General features: G+C 68.3%; 16 protein-coding genes and 3 rRNA genes. 15 read left to right on the forward strand and 4 right to left on the reverse strand.

Annotated features, from left to right (window positions below; genetic code table 11):
- Positions 1–11: 11 nt before the first annotated feature.
- Genes ACXKZB_RS07540 through ACXKZB_RS07555 form a run of 4 tightly spaced genes read left to right on the forward strand, consistent with a single transcriptional unit; the run spans position 12 to position 3,053 of the window.
- Positions 12–497, forward strand: a complete 486-nt coding sequence (locus tag ACXKZB_RS07540) for a ribose-5-phosphate isomerase (protein ID WP_111086530.1) — start codon at positions 12–14, stop codon at positions 495–497.
- Positions 497–1,297, forward strand: a complete 801-nt coding sequence (locus ACXKZB_RS07545; protein ID WP_488825474.1) for a triose-phosphate isomerase family protein — start codon at positions 497–499, stop codon at positions 1,295–1,297. Before ACXKZB_RS07540 ends, ACXKZB_RS07545 begins: the two co-directional genes overlap by 1 nt.
- Positions 1,294–2,139 (forward strand): sugar phosphate isomerase/epimerase family protein, encoded by an 846-nt coding sequence (locus ACXKZB_RS07550; RefSeq protein WP_488825476.1) that lies wholly within the window; start codon positions 1,294–1,296, stop codon positions 2,137–2,139. Before ACXKZB_RS07545 ends, ACXKZB_RS07550 begins: the two co-directional genes overlap by 4 nt.
- Positions 2,136–3,053, forward strand: coding sequence for a phosphogluconate dehydrogenase C-terminal domain-containing protein (locus tag ACXKZB_RS07555; protein WP_488825477.1), 918 nt, complete (start codon positions 2,136–2,138; stop codon positions 3,051–3,053). Before ACXKZB_RS07550 ends, ACXKZB_RS07555 begins: the two co-directional genes overlap by 4 nt.
- A gap of 128 nt (positions 3,054–3,181) precedes the next feature.
- Here the strand turns inward: ACXKZB_RS07555 and ACXKZB_RS07560 are convergent, their stop codons facing one another.
- Positions 3,182–4,699: a D-apionate lactonase family protein gene (locus ACXKZB_RS07560; RefSeq protein ID WP_488825478.1), complete on the reverse strand. Its 1,518-nt coding sequence runs from the start codon at positions 4,697–4,699 to the stop codon at positions 3,182–3,184.
- An 80-nt stretch (positions 4,700–4,779) separates the two neighbouring features.
- Here ACXKZB_RS07560 and ACXKZB_RS07565 point away from each other — a divergent pair, with 80 nt between their 5' ends.
- Positions 4,780–5,541 (forward strand): SDR family NAD(P)-dependent oxidoreductase, encoded by a 762-nt coding sequence (locus tag ACXKZB_RS07565; RefSeq protein ID WP_488825479.1) that lies wholly within the window; start codon positions 4,780–4,782, stop codon positions 5,539–5,541.
- A gap of 159 nt (positions 5,542–5,700) precedes the next feature.
- Here ACXKZB_RS07565 and ACXKZB_RS07570 read toward each other — a convergent pair whose 3' ends face one another.
- Both ACXKZB_RS07570 and ACXKZB_RS07575 read right to left on the reverse strand, forming a co-directional pair.
- Positions 5,701–6,672, reverse strand: coding sequence for a DUF1648 domain-containing protein (locus ACXKZB_RS07570; RefSeq protein ID WP_488825480.1), 972 nt, complete (start codon positions 6,670–6,672; stop codon positions 5,701–5,703).
- On the reverse strand, positions 6,669–7,019 hold the full coding sequence (locus tag ACXKZB_RS07575) for a GntR family transcriptional regulator (protein ID WP_222660525.1): 351 nt from the start codon (positions 7,017–7,019) through the stop codon (positions 6,669–6,671). The genes ACXKZB_RS07570 and ACXKZB_RS07575 overlap by 4 nt, the downstream gene beginning before the upstream one ends.
- 152 nt (positions 7,020–7,171) lie before the next feature.
- Between ACXKZB_RS07575 and ACXKZB_RS07580 the strand changes: the two genes are divergently transcribed.
- The 3 genes from ACXKZB_RS07580 to ACXKZB_RS07590 all read left to right on the forward strand — a co-directional run bounded on the left by ACXKZB_RS07580 (position 7,172) and on the right by ACXKZB_RS07590 (position 8,869).
- The gene (locus tag ACXKZB_RS07580) at positions 7,172–7,339 is read left to right on the forward strand and encodes a hypothetical protein (protein WP_185021522.1); all 168 of its coding nucleotides are present in this window, start codon (positions 7,172–7,174) and stop codon (positions 7,337–7,339) included.
- A 44-nt stretch (positions 7,340–7,383) separates the two neighbouring features.
- On the forward strand, positions 7,384–8,259 hold the full coding sequence (locus ACXKZB_RS07585) for an alpha/beta fold hydrolase (protein ID WP_488825482.1): 876 nt from the start codon (positions 7,384–7,386) through the stop codon (positions 8,257–8,259).
- 97 nt (positions 8,260–8,356) lie between these two features.
- Entirely contained in the window at positions 8,357–8,869 is a 513-nt protein-coding gene (locus ACXKZB_RS07590; RefSeq protein ID WP_488825483.1) for a hypothetical protein, read from the forward strand.
- A gap of 45 nt (positions 8,870–8,914) precedes the next feature.
- Here ACXKZB_RS07590 and pdxR read toward each other — a convergent pair whose 3' ends face one another.
- A complete protein-coding gene (pdxR, locus tag ACXKZB_RS07595) occupies positions 8,915–10,390 on the reverse strand; it encodes a MocR-like pyridoxine biosynthesis transcription factor PdxR (RefSeq protein WP_488825485.1) in 1,476 nt (491 codons plus the stop codon).
- A 22-nt stretch (positions 10,391–10,412) separates the two neighbouring features.
- On the opposite strand from pdxR, the gene ACXKZB_RS07600 reads away from it, so the two are divergent.
- From ACXKZB_RS07600 to ACXKZB_RS07630, 7 genes are all read left to right on the forward strand, one after another.
- On the forward strand, positions 10,413–11,159 hold the full coding sequence (locus ACXKZB_RS07600; protein ID WP_488825487.1) for a pyridoxamine 5'-phosphate oxidase family protein: 747 nt from the start codon (positions 10,413–10,415) through the stop codon (positions 11,157–11,159).
- 172 nt (positions 11,160–11,331) lie between these two features.
- A complete protein-coding gene (locus ACXKZB_RS07605) occupies positions 11,332–12,282 on the forward strand; it encodes a C40 family peptidase (protein ID WP_488825488.1) in 951 nt (316 codons plus the stop codon).
- A 90-nt stretch (positions 12,283–12,372) separates the two neighbouring features.
- Positions 12,373–13,605, forward strand: coding sequence for a dual-specificity RNA methyltransferase RlmN (rlmN, locus tag ACXKZB_RS07610; protein WP_123314398.1), 1,233 nt, complete (start codon positions 12,373–12,375; stop codon positions 13,603–13,605).
- A 415-nt stretch (positions 13,606–14,020) separates the two neighbouring features.
- Positions 14,021–15,542, forward strand: a 16S ribosomal RNA gene (locus ACXKZB_RS07615).
- Positions 15,543–15,995: 453 nt separating this feature from the next.
- Positions 15,996–19,122: ribosomal RNA gene (locus ACXKZB_RS07620) — 23S ribosomal RNA — on the forward strand.
- A 131-nt stretch (positions 19,123–19,253) separates the two neighbouring features.
- Positions 19,254–19,370: ribosomal RNA gene (rrf, locus tag ACXKZB_RS07625) — 5S ribosomal RNA — on the forward strand.
- The 16S, 23S and 5S rRNA genes sit together here, the layout of an rRNA operon.
- A gap of 97 nt (positions 19,371–19,467) precedes the next feature.
- Entirely contained in the window at positions 19,468–20,598 is a 1,131-nt protein-coding gene (locus tag ACXKZB_RS07630; RefSeq protein ID WP_488825489.1) for an ROK family transcriptional regulator, read from the forward strand.
- Positions 20,599–20,603: the final 5 nt, after the last annotated feature.

Consider the following 20,603-nt stretch of genomic DNA (forward strand, 5'->3'; position numbering starts at 1 on the left):
AAGGCACCCGCATGAGTGACCAGCAGTTCCGCATCGTCGTCGGCTCGGACGACGCCGGGTTCGACTACAAGGAGATCATCAAGCAGGACCTGCAGGCCGACCCGCGCGTCGTCTCCGTGGTCGACGTCGGCGTCGACGCGGACGGCCACACCGCGTACCCGCACGTCGCGGTCGACGCCGCACGCTTGGTCGCGAACGGCGAGGCCGACCGCGCGATCCTGATCTGCGGCACCGGACTCGGTGTGGCGATCGCGGCGAACAAGGTCCCCGGCATCCGGGCGGTCACGGCGCACGACTCGTTCAGCGTGGAGCGCTCGGTCCTGTCGAACGACGCGCAGGTCCTCTGCATGGGGCAGCGGGTCGTCGGCGTCGAGGTCGCGCGCCGGATGGCGAAGGAGTGGCTGGGCTACACGTTCGACGCTTCGAGTGCCAGCGCATCGAAGGTCGCGGCGATCTGTGCCTACGACGGCTCGGCCCCGGTCGGGACCGACGCCTGATGCCGGCGACCACGGCGGCCGCCCCGATCACGATCGGGGTGTCGCTCAAGATGTACTTCGGGCACGCCCGGACGCTCGAGTGGGCGGCCGCCGTGGCCGACATCGCCCGGACCCACCCGGCGGTGCAGTCCGGCGCGGTCGAGCTGTTCGTCATCCCGACGTTCCCGTCGCTCGTGCCGGTGCACGCCGTGCTCGAGGGCACCCCGGTGCTCCTCGGCGCGCAGGACCTGGCGTGGGCCGACGAGGGCGCCTTCACCGGTGAGGTGTCGGGCCGCGAACTCCGCGAGATCGGGGTCGACCTGGTCGAGATCGCGCACGCCGAGCGCCGCTCTCTGTTCCACGAGTCCGACCAGGACATCGCCGGCAAGGTGCACGCCGCGTTCCGCAACGGGCTGCGTCCCCTCATCTGCATCGGCGAGACCGATTGTGCAGCCGACGGCGACCCGTCCGCCGCCGTCGCCGAGGTCACCGCGCAGCTGGACCGCTTCGTCGCCACGGCCGTCGCCGACGGGCTCGCCGGCCCCGTGATCGCCGCCTACGAGCCGGTCTGGGCGATCGGTGCGCCGCAGCCCGCGCCCGACGAGCACATCGTCGCGGTGCTCGAGGGCATCGAGCAGCACCTGTCGACCCGCCCGGAGCTCGCCGGTTCGGTCGTCATCTACGGCGGCAGCGCCGGACCGGGTCTGCTCACGCGCGGTGACGGCCGCATCGGCGGCCTGTTCCTCGGCCGCTTCGCCCACGACCCCGCGGCGATCCGCACGATCCTCGACGAAGCCGAACTGCTGGGGGCGAGCGCATGACCTCCCTGCTCGGCCTCTCCACCTACGCCTACTCCTGGCGCATGTCCGACCGTGTCGACGCGCCGATGTCCCTCGACGACGCCCTGCGCGACGCTGCCGCCCACGACGGTGTCGACCTGTTCCAGATCTGCGACCACCTGCCGCTCGACACCGCGTCGGACGACCGGCTGACCGCGATCCGGACGCTCGCAGACGACCTCGGGCTCACGCTCGAGGTCGGTACCCGCGGCACGGACCCGGCGCACCTCGCCCGGTACCTGCACATCGCGCAGGTGCTCGGCGCGACGCTCGTCCGGTCGATGTGGACGAGCGGCGACGACCAGCCGGACGCCGTCGAGACCGAACACCGCCTGCGCCAGGCGATCCCCGCCTACGAGGCGGCCGGGGTGACGCTCGCCCTCGAGACGTACGAGGTCGTCGCCACCGCCGACCTCGTCGCGGTGGTGCAGGCGATCGGCTCCGACCGGCTCGGCATCTGCCTGGACCCGGCGAACACCGTCGCACGGCTCGAACACCCCGCCGACGTCGTCGCGATGACCGCACCGCACGTCGTCAACTGGCACGTCAAGGACTCCGGGTTCACCCGGTCTCCGGGGTGGGTCGGCTTCCAGTACACCGGCGTCCCGATCGGCACCGGGGTCGTCGACCACGACGCCGTCCGCACCGCGATCGACCCCGACGCCCGCGGGATCAACCGCGTCATCGAGTTCTGGCTGCCGTGGCAGGACGCACACGCCGGCGCCGAGGCCCACCCGGGCGAGACGCCCGCACAGACCACCACCCGCATCGAGGCGGCGTGGACCGAACACACCATCGAGTACACCAGGAGCAAGGAATCATGACCGACACCGTCACCACCACCCACACCGTCGCTGCCGGATCCGGTACGGCCGACGTCACCGTCGCCGTGATCGGTGCCGGCGGCAAGATGGGCACCCGCGTCTCGAACAACTTCGCGAAGAGCGAGTACACGACGCTCTACAGCGAGGCCTCGCCCGCGGGCCAGGAGCGCATCCAGGCTCTCGGCCGCGAGCTGACCGACAGCCTCGACGCCGCCAAGGTCGCCGACGTGGTGATCCTCGCCGTGCCGGACGTCCTGCTCGGCAGCATCTCGGAGCAGCTCGTCCCCGCCATGAAGTCGGGCGCGACGATCCTGACGCTCGACCCGGCCGCCGCCTACGCCGGACTGCTCGCCAAGCGTGAGGACATCCACTACGCCGTGGCGCACCCGTGTCACCCGTCGGTGTTCCTCGAGCGCACCACCAAGGCCGAGTGGGACGACACCTTCGGTGGCATCGCCGCCCCCCAGGAGGTCATCGCGGCGTTCGACGCCTCGGAGTCGCTCGGCGACGAGGGCGACCGCGCCAAGGCGATCTCCGAGGCCGTCATCACCACGATGTACGCACCCGTCATCCAGGTGCACTGGGTGACCGTGAAGCAGCTCGCCGTGCTCGAGCCGACCCTGGTCGAGACCATCGCCTGCATGATCGGCGACTTCCTCAACGACGCCCTCGAGGAGACCGTCACCGGTGTCGGCGTGCCCCGCGAGGCCGCCCGCGCCATGCTCTACGGCCACACCTGGATTGCATTGACCAACGGTTTGCGCGGCTCGAACCCGTTCTCGGACGCCTGCCACATCGCGATGGGCTACGGCCGCGAGAAGCTCATCAAGGAGGACTGGAAGCAGGTCTTCGACGACAGCGAGCTCGACTCGGTCATCGCCAAGATGCTCAAGATCGACGCCGTCCGCCGCTGACGTTCGTCTGATCCGCCGAAGCGACAGATTCCCGCCGACCATCGGCAGGGATCTGTCGCTTTCGCGGCACTCACCGCCCGCCCGCCGCGCACCCACCGCCCGCCGCGCACCCACCGCCCGCCGCGCAATCACCGCCCGCCGCGGGGTCCCCAGGCCTCGGCGAGGGTGATCGAAGCGACCCCCGGCACCGTCAGCGCCTCCACGGACGCCGCGAACCACGCCCGCGCCGCGGGGGAGTGCTGCTCCGGATCGGTCGCGTCCGGCACGAACTGCGGCCCGTACCCGGCCTCGATCGTCGCGTCGGTCACCGCCGGGCGCGCGGACGTCGCGACCGCGTTGAACCGTGGTCGCAGCGTCACCGGTCCGACGTGGAGCGCCCTGCCGGCGGCCAGCCGGGAGGCGCTGCTCACCACCCAGCGCTGCATCCGGATCGACTCGGTCACCTGTTCGGGCGACCGGTCGTGCATCTGCGGCGTCACGCTGAAGGTCAGGGGCCCGTCCCAGTCGCGGAACAGGTCGGCGGTGCGGTTCAGCTCCGTGAAGTGCGCGCGGGTGCCCGCCACGACCTCGAGGTCGCCCACGGAAGCCGCGGCGTCGCGCAGGGCCTGCTGCAACGCCGGGGTCGTCACGTGTGTGGTCGGGTCGAACGCGCCGATCCGCACGACCGCGCCCGAGTCGAGCACGTCGTCGATCGCGGCACGGAGCAGGTCCGGGTCCTCGGTGACGAACCGGACGTCGAGCGGGCCGCCGCCGGCATCGCTGCGAGCTGACGCCAGCACGGCCCTGACGTTCGGGTCGCCGAGCACGGGCTCCACCAGGACCGGCACGTCGAGCGGCGCCGCGGCCGGGCGCGCAGCGGCCGGGGCCGAGGCCGCGAGCAGCTGGAGCGTCGGCGGCGGGGCGACCACGGTGGTGGGAGCCGGCCCGTCCAGGAACGCGAGGTCCGGGGCGGGGGAGGCCGTGCCTCCCGGTCGGTCGGCCGTCGTCGTCGTCGCGCGCAGCGTGAGCGACTGGTGGACCACGGAACCGGCGTCGAGCGCGACGCGGAACGGCTCGGACAGCGGCGTCGAGTAGGTCTTGAACGACGCGTCGGTCCAGTTGCGCTGGTCCTCCGTCTCGAACGCGTCGCCGGCCAGGTCGAGCGTCAGCGCGACCCGACCCGTCGACCAGTCCAGGCCCGACAGGTCGGTGGCCGGCTGGTGCGGCGCGATCCACGTCGGGAACGCGGACCCGGTGACGGAGCCAGACGGGTGCCGGGCGGTGAACGGCACACCGGCGAGGGTCGGCGGGTGCAGCACGACCAGGCCGATGCGGTTGCGGCGGAAGGGCGCCGTCGTGGTGGCGACCGCGTCGACGTGCAGGGTCGGGCCGTCGACGGTGACCTCGAGGACGTACCGGAGCACCTCCGTGCCGTCGTACCGGCTGCTGGCCTCGATGCGGAGGCGTCCGCCGGTGCCCGTGCCGGACGGCTGCGTCCGTGCGAGCACGGTGTCGTCGGCGGTGCGCCAGTCGTGGTCCCGTGTCACGAACCGGATCGCCCGCAGCACCGGTTCACCGTCGTACGCGAGGTCGGCGAGCTCGGCACCGCGCAGGGTGAACCGCCACGCACCGATCGACGACTCGGTGCCCATCGACGTCACGGTCATGGTGCATGACTACCACCGGTCAACCGGTTGGGCAATGATGGGTCCGTGGAGCGACGACGCTCCCAGGACGGAGCGCCCGCATGACCGCACGACTCGACCACAGCACCGCACTCGTCACGGGGGCGGGCTCCGGCATCGGCCGCGCGATCGCGGACCGGTTCGTCGCCGAGGGCGCGCGCGTGGTCTACGCCGACCGGGACGCGACGGCGGCGGACGCCGCGGCAGCGGCAGCCGGTCCGCGCGCACTGCCGCTCACCGTGGACATCGCCGACGAGGGCAGCGTCGCGGCCGGGTTCGCCGCCCTCGCCGCGCAGGAGTGGACCCCCGACGTCGTGGTCGCGAACGCCGGCGTGCAGCTGTTCGGCCACGATGCCGCGGTCGCGGACGTGTCGCTCGAGACCTGGAACCGGACGGTGGCGGTGAACCTGACGGGCACGTTCCTGACGGTGAAGCACGCCGTCCGGGCGATGCTCGCGGCCGGCGGTGGCGGGTCGATCATCGCGACCGGCTCACCCACCGGACTGAACGGCGAGGGTGCCGACTTCGCGGCCTACTCGTCGACCAAGGGCGGTATCCACGCGCTCGTCCGTGCGACCGCGATGGCGTACGCGCGGGACGGCATCCGGGTGAACACCGTCGTGCCGGGCTACACCGAGACCGGGCTCGTCCGGACGATCTCCGGCGATCCCTCGGCACGCGCGGCGATCGTCTCCCGCACACCGCTCGGCCGCCCCGGGACCCCCGACGACGTGACCGGGATCATGGTCTACCTGGCCAGTCCGGAGTCGTCCTACGCGACGGGCGCCGAGTTCCGCGTCGACGGCGGCATGACGAGCCTCTGACCCGACCGGGAGGCCCGGTGTTCCGCGAAAGCGACATTGTGCCGCGAACGGTTCACGGCACAATGTCGCTTCCGCGGCGGTGACGGCGCGCGGCCGACGAGATCTGTCGCCTTCGCGGCACGCACCACCACCCCGACCGGGAGGCCCGGCGCGGCCCCGTCAGGCCGGCGTGCGCTGGGCGAGCAGTGCGCCCAGGGCCGCGGCCCCGCCCGCAGCGTCCGGCACCGTCACCATCCGCGCCTGCCCGCCGCGGAGCCGTGCCACGAGCCCCGGCCCGGACCGCACCACGTATGCGACCCCGCGGCCGGAGAACCGGTAGCCCCACCCGCCCCACTGTCCGGGCGACACGTCCTCCCACCCGCAGGACTCGATCCGCTCGAGCGGGACGCGCATGAGGGGGATGCGGGTCCAGGTGGAGGTCAGCCGCATCCCGCGACGGTCCACGGTGAGCTCGACCCGGGCGAGGACCAGCACGGCGAGCCCGGCGACGACCATCGCCGCTCCGGACACGACGGCCGTGCCGACGCCGGCCGGCGCCGTCGCGATCCCCGTGCCGATGCCGAGTCCGACGACCACGGCCCCGACTGCCGCGAACCAGCGACTGCCGATGCGCGCGCGCCACGCGACCCGCGTGTCCGACCCGACGCGCAGCGGTTCGACATCGTGCGCGGGCACCGGGGCGGCCGACCGGACGAGTGCGACGACCGGCACCGCGGCGATGACCGCGCTGACGGCCAGGAACGGGACGGTCCACCAGCCGGACAGCGTCCCGTCGCCGACGGTGTTCGTCGCGGCGAGCACGATCCAGGCGGTGCCCAGACTGCCGGCGAAGAGGTTGGCGACGAGCACCAGGGTGGCGGCGGTCCGACGGTCGGGCATCCGCAGCGCCGCGAACGCCAGGGCCACCGCGCCGGCGGCCACCGCGAGCGTGATCCAGAACACCGGCCAGGGCGAACTCCAGCCGTCCGCTGTGCCGTCGGCCCTGAAGTGCACGGCCATGCGGTCCGGCAGGCTCGGTGCGGCGACGAGCGCCGCGATCACCAGGGCTGTCAACACCACCAGCCCGGGTGCCACCACCGCCGTGCGCGTCGTCGTGCGCAGCGTTCGGTTCGTCGCTGGTCGGTTCGTCATCGTGCCCCCTTGATCATCGTGAACAGGTCGTCGAGCGGGACCCCGAGCGTGTCGGCCTGGTCGCGCAGCTCGTCGACGAGCGTGCGCAGCCGGTCGAACGAGGCGTTGCCCGATCGCAGGACGGTGGCTCCGCGACCACGCCGCAGCTCGATCAGTCCGTCGTCCTGCAGCTGTGCGTAGGCGCGCAGCACCGTGTGCATGTTGACGTCGACCGCGGCGGCGAGGTCGCGCGCCGACGGCAGGCGCTCCCCGCTCGCGAGCTCGCCGCGGGCGATCGCGTACCGGATCTGCGACGCGACCTGCTCGGCGAGCGTGGCCCGAGCGGTCGGGTCGACGGTGATCAACATGTTCGCATTGTATGCGAACAATCCCGCCGACTCCAGGGTGCTCGCACTGCGTTCTCCGACCATTGGCCGCGGAACGCAGGCCCCCGTCCGGGGGTACGTCGTCCGGGTACTTTCGGCTGCAGCGAACCACTCGCGAATCAGGGAGAAGCACGATGACGAACTACGAATCCGCCGACGGGGTGGAGCCCGTCCAGGTCACCACCTACCGTCTCGTCCGCAAGGCCGCCCGCCGTGGTTGGGCCGTACCGACCGACGAGGCCGAGCCGTCCCTCGCCGACCTCGTGAGCACCCGCGGCTCCGCGCGCCCCGAGGGCCGCTGACCCGCACGCCGACGACCAACCCGAGACCGCAGTACCGTCGGGTCATGCCCCCTTCGGCCCGAGCGGTCACCCACGGCGTCGAGGTCGGGACGCGAGGCTCCGACACCGGCGTCCCCGTGCTCGTCCTGCACGGCAGCCCCGGCGGCATCGACGTCGCCGAGCTGATGGCCGGCTTCCTGCCGTCCGAGGACTTCCGGGTGGTCACGGTGTCACGGCCCGGGTACCTCGGCACCCCGTTCGACAGCGACCGCGCCACGATCGACGACGAGGCCGACCGGCTTTCCGCGCTCCTCGACGGCCTCGGCATCGACCGGGCCGGCGTGCTGGCGTGGTCCGGTGGCGCTCCGGCCGCGTACCGTCTGGCCGTCCGCGACCCGGACCGGGTCAGTGCGCTCGCCGTCGCCTCCGGGGTGTCCGGTCGCTGGGTCCCCGGACCTGCCGGCCTGGCCGAACGACTCGTGACCGGCACGGCGTTCGGCGCCGGGATGGCAGCGGCCGCAGCGCGCATCGCCCCGGCCGCAGCAGCACGCGCTGCAGTGGCCGGCGTGAGCACCCTCCGCGGCGGGGCCCTCCGCGACCACGTCGCCGGCGTCCTCGCCGACCCCGACCGGCGGGCGTTCCTGCTCGGGCTCGCACGAACCGGCAACGCCTCCGGGCCGAGACGCACCGGCTGGGAGAACGACGTGCGCCAGCTCGCGGCCGTGGGGTCGCTCGACCTCGGTGCCGTCCGGGCTCCCACGCTCCTGGTGCACGGCGACGCCGACACCGAGGTCCTGCCGGACGACAGCACCCGCGCCGCCGCAGCGATCCCCGGCGCTGAGCTCGTCACGCTGCCGGGCGGCACGCACTTCGCGCTCTGGGACCACCGCGACGCCGCCGCCGTGCAAGCGCAGGTGCGCGCACACCTGCAGCGACCCTGACCACCGGCTCGCCCGCTTGCTCACGATCCGGTATCGACGAGGTCTCGATCGCGACACGACGCCCGGACGTGACGACTTCGCTGCCACGATGGCGGGCATGACTTCCCTCCGACTCGCGCTGCCCCTGGTCGTCGGCGCACTGCTCGCGTCCGTCTCCCTGACGTCGTGCTCGGCCGACGCCTCGTCGGCACCGGCGCCGACCTCGTCGAGCGCCCGGTCAGCGGACGCAGCGGTGGACGCGCCGGCGTCCCCCACGGTGGACCCGATGGAGGAGGACCGGAGCGCCGCGGCCGTCTGCGGGCAGCTCAGCGCGCTGTCGACGATCGCCCTGAACGCCTCGGACGGTCGTTCCCGCGGTGTCCTGTCCGATGCGCAGTACGAGGCGCTCATCGCCGCGGAGCGCTTCGGCTACGAGCACCTGTCGAGCAGCGACGAGCGGCTCGACGACGCCATCGACTACGCACTCGAGTACCTGGACGCCCACCCGGCGCCTGCGTCGGGGCCGGCGCTCGAGGACAACGCCGAGTGGGAACTCGTCGGGCGCACCCTGAACACCGCGTGCCAGCAGGCCGGTTCGAACGTGGTGGCGACCGCCCAGAACGGCGGCTGATCGGGGGCACCCGGCGGTTCGCTCGCACCAGCGCCACCGAACGGTCTAGGCCCGCTCGACCGCCGCGACCAGCGCGTCCAGCGCCCGGTCCAGCTCCGGGACCGTCACCGCCCCGTACCCCAACACGATCCCGGCCGGCGTGCTGCCGGGCGCCATCCCGTACTCCTCGAGCGTCGAGACGAGCACGCCGTCGTCCGCCATCCGCGCGGCGACGTCCCGTCCGGTCGCCGGACCCGACCACACGACCACCGCGTGCAGTCCACCGGTCAGTGCACGGGCCTCCAGTCCGGCGACGCCGTCGAGCCGAGCCGCGATCCGTGCGCGACGGTGCGTGTAGTCGCGTCGGACCCGGCCGAGGTGTCGGCGGAGCGCGCCGGTCCTGAGCAGGTGCGCGAGCGCGACCTGCACCGGTTCGGCGACGACCGCGCCGCGGGCGCGACGGGCAGCCAGCACCGCGGCGGAGCGATCATGGGCGGTACCGGAACGAGCCGCCGCAGCCGGTAGCACGACGTAGGCGCAGCGCACCCGCGGGTCGAGCGTCTTCGAGAACCCGCCGACGTGCAGCACCACCCCCTCGGTGTCGAGCGCCGCGAGTGCGGGCACGGGGCTGCCGCGGTGCCGGAACTCGGAGTCGTAGTCGTCCTCGACCACGAGCGTGCCCGTCGCCGCGGCCCAGGCGAGCAGTCGCTGCCGTCGTGCCACCGGCATCACGGAGCCGAGCGGGTACTGGTGTGTCGGCGTGACGAGCACGACGTCCACCGGCGGGGCGGCCGTCAGCGCGTCGAGGTCCATCCCGTCGTCGTCCAGCGGGATGCCGACCACGGTCCCGCCCGCACTGAGCACGGCACGCTGACCGGTCCGGTACCCCGGGTCCTCGACCGCGAACACCGGTGCGCGGCCGAGGTGCACGCGGAGTGCCTCGGTAACGAGCGACAGTGCCTCGGACGTCCCCGCGGTCAGCAGCACCCGGTCGACCGACGGGGCGAACCCGCGACCCAGGCCGAGCTGCGCGACGACCTGCGCTCGGAGCTCCGCCGTGCCGAGGGGGTCCGCGACCGCGTTCCGCAGTGGCGCGGTGGCCGCCGCCCGCCAGGCCGCGCGCCAGTCCCGCTGCGCGATCGCGGTGACGGCGGGGACCCCGGGGCGGCAGTCCACGATCCGGGCCGCGGTGGCCGCCACCGACGCTGACGACGCCGCGCTCGGGTCGGTCGCCGCCGGCCGGACCCCGGGTCGGGCGACGACCGGGGCGGCAGCGGTGGCTGCACCGGCCGACGCGACCACCCGCGCCACGGCACCGTGCCGCGTCCGGATCCAGCCCTCGCCGTCGAGCTGGTCGTACGCGGCGACGACCGTGCCGCGCGCGACACCGAGCTCGGCTGCCAACGCCCGGGTCGAGGGCAGCGGATCGCCCTCGCGCAGCGTGCCGTCGTGCACCATGCGCCGGATGCGCGCCACGACCCCCGCGGTCTTGCCGGACTGGTCCACCACGATCACCTCGATCTGGTCCATGTACTGGACCACTGACGAACCTAGCGTGGCCCGCATGAGCACCACGCCCCACCAGTACGAGCCCACCGACGGCCCCGACCTGCGCGTCCGTCGCATCCGCGAGCGCCAGTCCGACGACCCTGCCGTCCTCCGCGCGATCCTCGCCGAGGCCCACGTCGCCCACGTCGGGTTCGTCCGCGGCGGCCACCCGATCGTGCTGCCCTTCCTGTGCGGCGTCGGCGACCTCGGGGCCGGCCCGGTCCTGCTGCTGCACGGCTCGACGGGCGGAGGCCTCTTCCTCGAGGCCGGACCGGCCGGCGTGCAGGTCGCAGCGACGGTCACGCACCTGGACGGGCTCGTGTTCGCCCGCTCGACCTTCGACAGTTCGGCGAACTACCGCAGCGCGATGATCGCCGGCGCCGCGACGGTCGTGCCGCCCGAGCTCCGCACCGAGGCGCTCTGGCAGGTCGCCGACCACCTCATGCCCGGCCGCCGCGACGAGGTCCGCGAGATGACCGCGAAGGAGGTCCGCGCCACCCAGGTCCTGCAGCTGCCCCTCGAGCGCGCGAGCGTGAAGGTGCGCTTCCAGGGCAACGGCGAGGCACCGGACGACGGCGAGGACCACACGGTCTGGGCCGGCGTCCTGCCGCTCGCCGTCCGCGCCGGCGTCCCGGTACCGGGGGACATCTCGGGGGACGCCCCGGTCGACGCGTCCGTCGTGGCGCTGGCGGCTCGCCTCGATCGCCTGTCGTCGGACCGGGAGGCCCGGATCGCCGCCGTCATGCGGGTCGCGTCCGTCTGAAGCGGGGTCCACGGCACCTGGATCGCGGATCCGCCGCATCAGAGCGACCTGCGAGGACCGCCCGTTCCTGTGACGAGCTGCAGGAACACTCCGGGACTGCCCAGCCGCGATCCGGGCCGTGACCAATACGTTACTTTCCGGATCGCCCAGCGGTCCCGACCCGGAAGGACCCATGGGACGCCACGCCCTGCCTGCAGCAGCCGATGACCGACAGCCCTCGCGAGCGACCCCGCGCACCGCGGTGGGACCCGCATCGCCGTCGCCGGAACCGCAGCAGCTGCGTCCCCGCGGTCGGCGCTCGGCGCTCGGGCCCGCCGCCGCACGGGCGACGTTCGTCGAGCACCCGAAGCCGACCCGGACCGTCCGGATGCAGTCGCGCCCCGCACCCGTCGCCTCGGTCGCCGGTGCCGCCGTCCTGAGCCGGACGGCCGTGCTGCGTGCCGAGCGCGCCGTGGACCCCCGGCACGTCCGCCGCGCCGCGAACGCCAAGCGCGCCGCGATCCTGCTCGCACCCGCGATCGCCGTGACCTCGAGCCTGACGCTGGCCGTGCCGGCGAACGCGGCGACCCCGGCCGAGACGCAGCAGGGCACGACGACCGCGCAGGCCGCGCAGACCTTCACCGTGGCGCACGACGTCAAGGTCCCCGTCGTCACCACCGACGGCATGACCACCACGACCACGGTCGTCTCCTACCCGACGCTCGACCTGCGCTTCGGCGTCACGACGGCCCAGGCGCAGTCGGCCCTGTCCGCTGCGTTGTCCGCCGGGGGAGACCGCGCCACGATCGTCGAGACCGCCCTGCAGTACATGGGAGACCCCTACGTCGAGGGCGGCGCGAGCCACGAGGGCATCGACTGCTCCGGCCTGACGATGGTCGCGTACGCCGCGGTCGGCATCCCGCTCGTCCACTACGTGCCGACGCAGGACGCCGCCGCGACCACGATCCCCGAGTCCGAGGCGCTGCCCGGCGACCTGGTCGTGTACGACGACGAGGACCACGTCGGCCTGTACCTCGGCCAGGGACTCGTGCTGCAGGCCCCGCACCCGGGCGAGGTCGTCGACATCGTGCCGATGTACTCGGCCGCGCACCACTTCGCGCGCCTGCTGCCCGCCGGCAGCTGACCCGACGCAGGCGGGGCCGTCGACGGTGACCATCCCGGCCACCGGAGGGTCCGGCACCGACGTGTCACGGGCCTCCCGTATCCTGGTCCGATGGCTTCCGAGACCCGCACTCCGTTCGAACAGCAGCAGTCTGCTCGTCCGCAGGTGCGTCCGCGCACCGAGGGCTGGAAGCAGGCGACCGACACCGACGGCCGCCCGCTGCTGCAGTTCGCGTCGCCGAAGCGCGGCAAGCCGCCCGTCCACCTCGCCGACCTGACGGCAGCGGAGCGCGAGGCACGCGTCAAGGAACTCGGCCTGCCGGGCTTCCGGGCGAAGCAGCTCGCGACCCACTACTTCACGCACTACACGTCCGACCCGGACAAGATGACCGACCTGCCGGCCGCCCAGCGCGAGCAGCTCGTCGCCGGGATGCTGCCGCCCCTGCTGACCGAGACCCGGCGGCTGGCGACGGACAACGGCGACACCATCAAGTTCCTGTGGAAGCTGCACGACGGCGCCCTGGTCGAGTCGGTGCTCATGCGCTACCCGGGTCGCATCACGCTCTGCGTCTCGTCGCAGGCCGGCTGCGGCATGAACTGCCCGTTCTGCGCCACCGGGCAGGCGGGTCTGACCCGCAACATGTCGACCGCCGAGATCATCGAGCAGATCGTCCGGGCCAACGCGGCCATCGCCGCGGGGGAGCTCGGTGGCGATCCCCGCAAGGGCGGCAAGGACCGCGTCGACGCCGAGCGCGTCACGAACATCGTGTTCATGGGCATGGGGGAGCCGCTCGCCAACTACAAGCGGGTGATGGACGCCGTCCGACTGATGGTCGCGCCGCAGCCGAACGGCCTCGGCATGAGCGCCCGTGGCATCACGATCTCGACCGTCGGGCTGGTCCCCGCGATCCTCAAGCTGGCGGAGGAGGACATCCCGGTGACCTTCGCACTGTCGCTGCACGCCCCGGACGACGAACTCCGCGACGAGCTCATCCCGGTGAACTCGCGCTGGAAGGCCGATGAGGCGATCGACGCCGCGCACAACTACTACGTCAAGACCGGCCGCCGTGTCTCGATCGAGTACGCGCTCATCAAGGACATGAACGACCACGCCTGGCGTGCCGACCTGCTCGCCGAGAAGCTCAACAAGCGCGGCAAGGGCTGGGTGCACGTCAACCCGATCCCGCTCAACCCGACGCCGGGCTCCGTGTGGACCTCGTCCGAGGTGCACGTGCAGGACGAGTTCGTCCGCCGACTCAACGCCGCGGGCATCCCGACGACCCTGCGCGACACCCGCGGCAAGGAGATCGACGGGGCCTGCGGGCAGCTCGCTGCCGCCGAGTAGGCCCCGCGCCGACGGGGCCTCCCGGGCCGACACGCCCGGGAGGGACAACGGTTGGCGAGGCCCCCGGAGCCTGTGTAGTGTTACCTCTCGTTGCCATGGCGGCGGAGAACGGAACGGCTGAGACGGTCACTGGGTTCACCCGGAGATCTTGTCCGCCACGGTTCTTCCCCGGGTAGCGGATTTCACAGCCTCTCTGGCGGAGCATCTTCGGGTGTCGAGTGGGGAGTGCGTCTGGTCCTTGAGAACTCAACAGCGTGCACATTGTCAATGCCAATTTATTGATTGACCTCGTGCCTGGCCTTCCTTCGGGTTGGTTGGGTTTGAGACAATTCCTTTTGGATTGAAGATTGTCAGTAGACAGTCAACAGTCAGAATCAACTCGGTCTGACACTTTCGGGTGTCGGGTCTGTATTTTTTTACGGAGAGTTTGATCCTGGCTCAGGACGAACGCTGGCGGCGTGCTTAACACATGCAAGTCGAACGATGATGCCCAGCTTGCTGGGTGGATTAGTGGCGAACGGGTGAGTAACACGTGAGTAACCTGCCCCTGACTCTGGGATAAGCGTTGGAAACGACGTCTAATACTGGATATGATCACTGGCCGCATGGTCTGGTGGTGGAAAGATTTTTTGGTTGGGGATGGACTCGCGGCCTATCAGCTTGTTGGTGAGGTAATGGCTCACCAAGGCGACGACGGGTAGCCGGCCTGAGAGGGTGACCGGCCACACTGGGACTGAGACACGGCCCAGACTCCTACGGGAGGCAGCAGTGGGGAATATTGCACAATGGGCGAAAGCCTGATGCAGCAACGCCGCGTGAGGGATGACGGCCTTCGGGTTGTAAACCTCTTTTAGTAGGGAAGAAGCGAAAGTGACGGTACCTGCAGAAAAAGCACCGGCTAACTACGTGCCAGCAGCCGCGGTAATACGTAGGGTGCAAGCGTTGTCCGGAATTATTGGGCGTAAAGAGCTCGTAGGCGGTTTGTCGCGTCTGCTGTGAAATCCCGAGGCTCAACCTCGGGCTTGCAGTGGGTACGGGCAGACTAGAGTGCGGTAGGGGAGATTGGAATTCCTGGTGTAGCGGTGGAATGCGCAGATATCAGGAGGAACACCGATGGCGAAGGCAGATCTCTGGGCCGTAACTGACGCTGAGGAGCGAAAGCATGGGGAGCGAACAGGATTAGATACCCTGGTAGTCCATGCCGTAAACGTTGGGCGCTAGATGTAGGGACCTTTCCACGGTTTCTGTGTCGTAGCTAACGCATTAAGCGCCCCGCCTGGGGAGTACGGCCGCAAGGCTAAAACTCAAAGGAATTGACGGGGGCCCGCACAAGCGGCGGAGCATGCGGATTAATTCGATGCAACGCGAAGAACCTTACCAAGGCTTGACATACACCGGAAACGGCCAGAGATGGTCGCCCCCTTGTGGTCGGTGTACAGGTGGTGCATGGTTGTCGTCAGCTCGTGTCGTGAGATGTTGGGTTAAGTCCCGCAACGAGCGCAACCCTCGTTCTATGTTGCCAGCGGGTTATGCCGGGGACTCATAGGAGACTGCCGGGGTCAACTCGGAGGAAGGTGGGGATGACGTCAAATCATCATGCCCCTTATGTCTTGGGCTTCACGCATGCTACAATGGCCGGTACAAAGGGCTGCGATACCGTAAGGTGGAGCGAATCCCAAAAAGCCGGTCTCAGTTCGGATTGAGGTCTGCAACTCGACCTCATGAAGTCGGAGTCGCTAGTAATCGCAGATCAGCAACGCTGCGGTGAATACGTTCCCGGGCCTTGTACACACCGCCCGTCAAGTCATGAAAGTCGGTAACACCCGAAGCCGGTGGCCTAACCCTTGTGGAAGGAGCCGTCGAAGGTGGGATCGGTGATTAGGACTAAGTCGTAACAAGGTAGCCGTACCGGAAGGTGCGGCTGGATCACCTCCTTTCTAAGGAGCATCTGGCCTCGTGGTGTCCCTTCATTGGGGCACGCATGGTCCAGGCGCCTGATTCGGACCGAACGTGTCCGACGGGTAGCTCATGGGTGGAACATTGACAGTGCAGCTGGTACCGATGGTGCTGGCCTCAGTACGCTCCGCTTGCGGGGTTGGAACGGGTTGGTGTCGCACGGGCTGGCTGGTGCACGTTGTTGGGTCCTGAGGGACCAGGCTTCCTGATCTGCTGTGAGGCGGGTTGGGGGTTGGGCCGCATGGAGTGATCCGTGGTGTGTCCTTCGTTGGGCCGCATGAAGCACTGTCACTGGACGGTGGGGAGTGTGGTGCCGATCGTATGTTGAGAACTACACAGTGGACGCGAGCATCTTTGATTCGCGTCATCCAATCGATCTGAGGTCTTCGGGCTGATGGTTGTGGGTGATGACGGATCGCAATTTTAATCTTTGTGGTCAAGTTTCTAAGAGCAAACGGTGGATGCCTTGGCATCTGGAGCCGAAGAAGGACGTAGAAATCTGCGATAAGCCTCGGGGAGCTGATAATCGAGCCCTGATCCGAGGATTTCCGAATGGGGAAACCCCGCTGGGCGCTTTTGTGACCTGGTGACTCCCGCCTGAATATATAGGGCGGGTAGAGGGAACGTGGGGAAGTGAAACATCTCAGTACCCACAGGAAGAGAAAACAACATGTGATTCCGTGAGTAGTGGCGAGCGAAAGCGGATGAGGCTAAACCGATCATGTGTGATAGCCGGCGGGCGTTGCATGGTCGGGGTTGTGGGACACGTCACTCAGTTCTGCCGGACTGGGGCGGTTACAGCGCATCATAGTCGAACCGGTTTGAAAGCCGGGCCGTAGTGGGTGCCAGCCCCGTAGACGAAATGGTGTTATGGCCGGATGTGTATCCCAAGTAGCACGGGGCCCGAGAAATCCCGTGTGAATCTGTCAGGACCACCTGATAAGCCTAAATACTCCCAGATGACCGATAGCGGACAAGTACCGTGAGGGAAAGGTGAAAAGTACCCCGGGAGGGGAGTGAAATAGTACCTGAAACCGTTTGCTTACAAACCGTCGGAGCCTCCTTAGTAGGGGTGACGGCGTGCCTTTTGAAGAATGAGCCTGCGAGTTAGTGATATGTGGCGAGGTTAACCCGTGTGGGGCAGCCGTAGCGAAAGCGAGTCTGAATAGGGCGTTTGAGTCGCATGTTCTAGACCCGAAGCGAAGTGATCTATCCATGGCCAGGTTGAAGCGACGGTAAGACGTCGTGGAGGACCGAACCCACTTCAGTTGAAAATGGAGGGGATGAGCTGTGGATAGGGGTGAAAGGCCAATCAAACTTCGTGATAGCTGGTTCTCTCCGAAATGCATTTAGGTGCAGCGTTGCGTGTTTCTCGCCGGAGGTAGAGCTACTGGATGGCCGATGGGCCTCAACAGGTTACTGACGTCAGCCAAACTCCGAATGCCGGTGAGTGAGAGCGCAGCAGTGAGACGGTGGGGGATAAGCTTCATCGTCGAGAGGGAAACAACCCAGACTACCAACTAAGGTCCCTAAGCGTGTGCTAAGTGGGAAAGGATGTGGAGTTGCATAGACAACCAGGAGGTTGGCTTAGAAGCAGCCACCCTTGAAAGAGTGCGTAATAGCTCACTGGTCAAGTGATTCCGCGCCGACAATGTAACGGGGCTCAAGCACACCACCGAAGTTGTAGATTTCGCACATTGACAAGCCTTCGTGGTTCAGTCGTGCGGAGTGGTAGGAGAGCGTCGTGTGGCGAGTGAAGCGGCGGAGTGATCCAGCCGTGGACGCTACACGAGTGAGAATGCAGGCATGAGTAGCGAAAGACGGGTGAGAAACCCGTCCTCCGAAAGACCAAGGGTTCCAGGGCCAGGTTAATCCGCCCTGGGTAAGTCGGGACCTAAGGCGAGGCCGACAGGCGTAGTCGATGGACAACGGGTTGATATTCCCGTACCGGCGAACAACCGCCCAAGCTAATCCAGTGGTGCTAAGAGTCCTAACCCGGACGACCGGATCCCTTCGGGGTGATGGTGGCCGGTCTAACGCTCGACCCCATGCTGGTGCGGTTAGCGTATGAACAGGTGTGACGCAGGAAGGTAGCTGAGCCAGGCGATGGTATCCGTAAGGTGAACCTGGTGTAAGGATGTAGGGCTGACGATAGGCAAATCCGTCGTCTGTGTGCCTGAGATCCGACGCGTACCCGTAAGGGGAAATCAGTGATCCTATGCTGCCGAGAAAAGCATCGACGCGAGGTTGCAGCCGCCCGTACCCGAAACCGACTCAGGTGGTCAGGTAGAGAATACCAAGGAGATCGAGAGAATCGTGGTTAAGGAACTCGGCAAAATGCCCCCGTAACTTCGGGAGAAGGGGGGCCGGACACGTGACCGGATTTACTCCGTGAGCGTTGAAGGCCGCAGAGACCAGTGGGAAGCGACTGTTTACTAAAAACACAGGTCCGTGCGAAGTCGCAAGACGATGTATACGGACTGACGCCTGCCCGGTGCTGGAAGGTTAAGAGGAAGGGTTAGCCTTTGGGCGAAGCTCTGAATTTAAGCCCCAGTAAACGGCGGTGGTAACTATAACCATCCTAAGGTAGCGAAATTCCTTGTCGGGTAAGTTCCGACCTGCACGAATGGCGTAACGACTTCCCAGCTGTCTCAACCGCGAACTCGGCGAAATTGCACTACGAGTAAAGATGCTCGTTACGCGCAGCAGGACGGAAAGACCCCGTGACCTTTACTACAGTTTGGTATTGGTGTTCGGTGTGGCTTGTGTAGGATAGGTGGGAGACTGTGAAGCGGGCACGCTAGTGTTCGTGGAGTCATTGTTGAAATACCACTCTGGTCACTCTGGATGTCTAACGTAGGACCCTGATCGGGTTCATGGACAGTGCCTGATGGGTAGTTTAACTGGGGCGGTTGCCTCCCAAAGAGTAACGGAGGCGCCCAAAGGTTCCCTCAACCTGGTTGGCAATCAGGTGGCGAGTGTAAGTGCACAAGGGAGCTTGACTGTGAGACTGACAGGTCGAGCAGGGACGAAAGTCGGGACTAGTGATCCGGCAGTGGCTTGTGGAAGCGCTGTCGCTCAACGGATAAAAGGTACCTCGGGGATAACAGGCTGATCTTGCCCAAGAGTCCATATCGACGGCATGGTTTGGCACCTCGATGTCGGCTCGTCGCATCCTGGGGCTGGAGTAGGTCCCAAGGGTTGGGCTGTTCGCCCATTAAAGCGGTACGCGAGCTGGGTTTAGAACGTCGTGAGACAGTTCGGTCCCTATCCGCTGCGCGCGTTGGAAATTTGAGAAGATCTATCCCTAGTACGAGAGGACCGGGATGGACGAACCTCTGGTGTGTCAGTTGTTCTGCCAAGGGCACCGCTGATTAGCTACGTTCGGACCGGATAACCGCTGAAAGCATCTAAGCGGGAAGCCGTCTTCGAGATGAGATTTCCATGCACCTTGAGTGTGAGAGGCTCCCAGCAGACTACTGGGTTGATAGGCCGGATGTGGAAGCGGGGACTAACGACCCGTGGAGCTGACCGGTACTAATAAGCCGAAGACTTGATAACACACTGATTTCCGTGCACTTGTTGCACGGGCTCGCGTCCACTTTGTGGTTCCCGACAGACGATCGGGAATCAAACTGAATAACTCAGCTACAGCTGGGACATGTTTGAGACCAGATCATGGTCGACAGTGTTCCGGTGGTCATAGCGAGAGGGAAACGCCCGGTCACATTCCGAACCCGGAAGCTAAGCCTCTCAGCGCCGATGGTACTGCAAGGGGGACCTTGTGGGAGAGTAGGACGCCGCCGGACTTAACCTCAGTAAGACCAGGGACCCCCTGACCAGCACTGGTCAGGGGTTTTCTGCGTTTCCGGGCAGGCCGTAGGATCAGCCGACGACGGAGGAACGATGACCGAAGCCTGGCCGGCACTGCCCGAGGGTTCCCGCTTGGCACTGCGGGAGATCCTCATCCACGGCACGCTTTCCCGCGCCGAGATCGCTCGGTCGCTCGGGCTGTCGCGGGCGAGCCTGACCCGGGCGATGCGCGTCCTCGTGGCACACCGGCTCGTCGTCGAGGTCGGCACCGGTGTGCGGGGTGCGACTGGCCGGCCCTCGGAGCTGCTGCAGTCGAGCTCGGGGCAGTGGGAGTTCCTCGGTGTGAAGCTGACGCGTGAGCGCCTCTACGCCGCCGTGACCGACCTGGGCGGCCGCGTGCTCGCCCTGCACGAGGAAGCCGTCGCGTCCACGGTTCCGGAAGCCCTGGCCGACCAGATCAGCGCGGTGCACGAGCGCCTCCGGGCCGCACACCCCGCGATCTGTGCCGTCGGGGTCTCCCTGCCGGGTGACGTGCTCGTCCGGGGCGGAGAGGCCGTCGTCGCCTCGTCGCCGTTCCTCGGGTGGACCGACGTACCGTTCGCGCGGATGGTCCGGGAGCGCACCGGGCTGGCTGCCTTCACGGCGAACGACGTCCACGCCCTGACCGTCAAGGAGCACTGGTTCGGTGCCGGCGCCGGCCGTGGTTCGATGGCCCTGGTCACCGTCGGCGAGGGGCTCGGTCTCGGGCTCATCGTGAACGGGCAGGTGTCCACCGGCGAACACGGGCGACTCGGCCGGATCGGGCACCTGCCGGTCCTCGGCGGGGGACCCGACTGCGGCATCGGGCACGCGGGGTGCGCCTCGAGCTTCCTGCCGAGCCCGGTGATCGTCCGCAACGCCGGGCGGGAGGGCTCGACGTACGAGCAGGTCGTCGAGCTCGCGCGTACCGGCGACGAGCGGGCCGTGGCCGCGTTCGAGGACGCCGGCCGAGCGCTCGGGGTGGTGCTGGCGACGGCCGTCCACATCGCCGATCCCGCCGCCATCGTCCTGACGGGGGACGGACTGCCCGTGTACGACCTGGCGCGGTCGACGGTCGACGAGGCACTCCGGGCAGCCCTGGCTCCGTACCGGCAGCCGGTGACCGTCGAGGTGCAGCCGTTCGAGTTCTCGGAGTGGGCGCGCGCGGGTGCGGTCGTCGCGATCCGGCAGCTGCTCGAGACCTGACACGG

This window comes from Curtobacterium sp. ABR8, assembly GCF_057812125.1.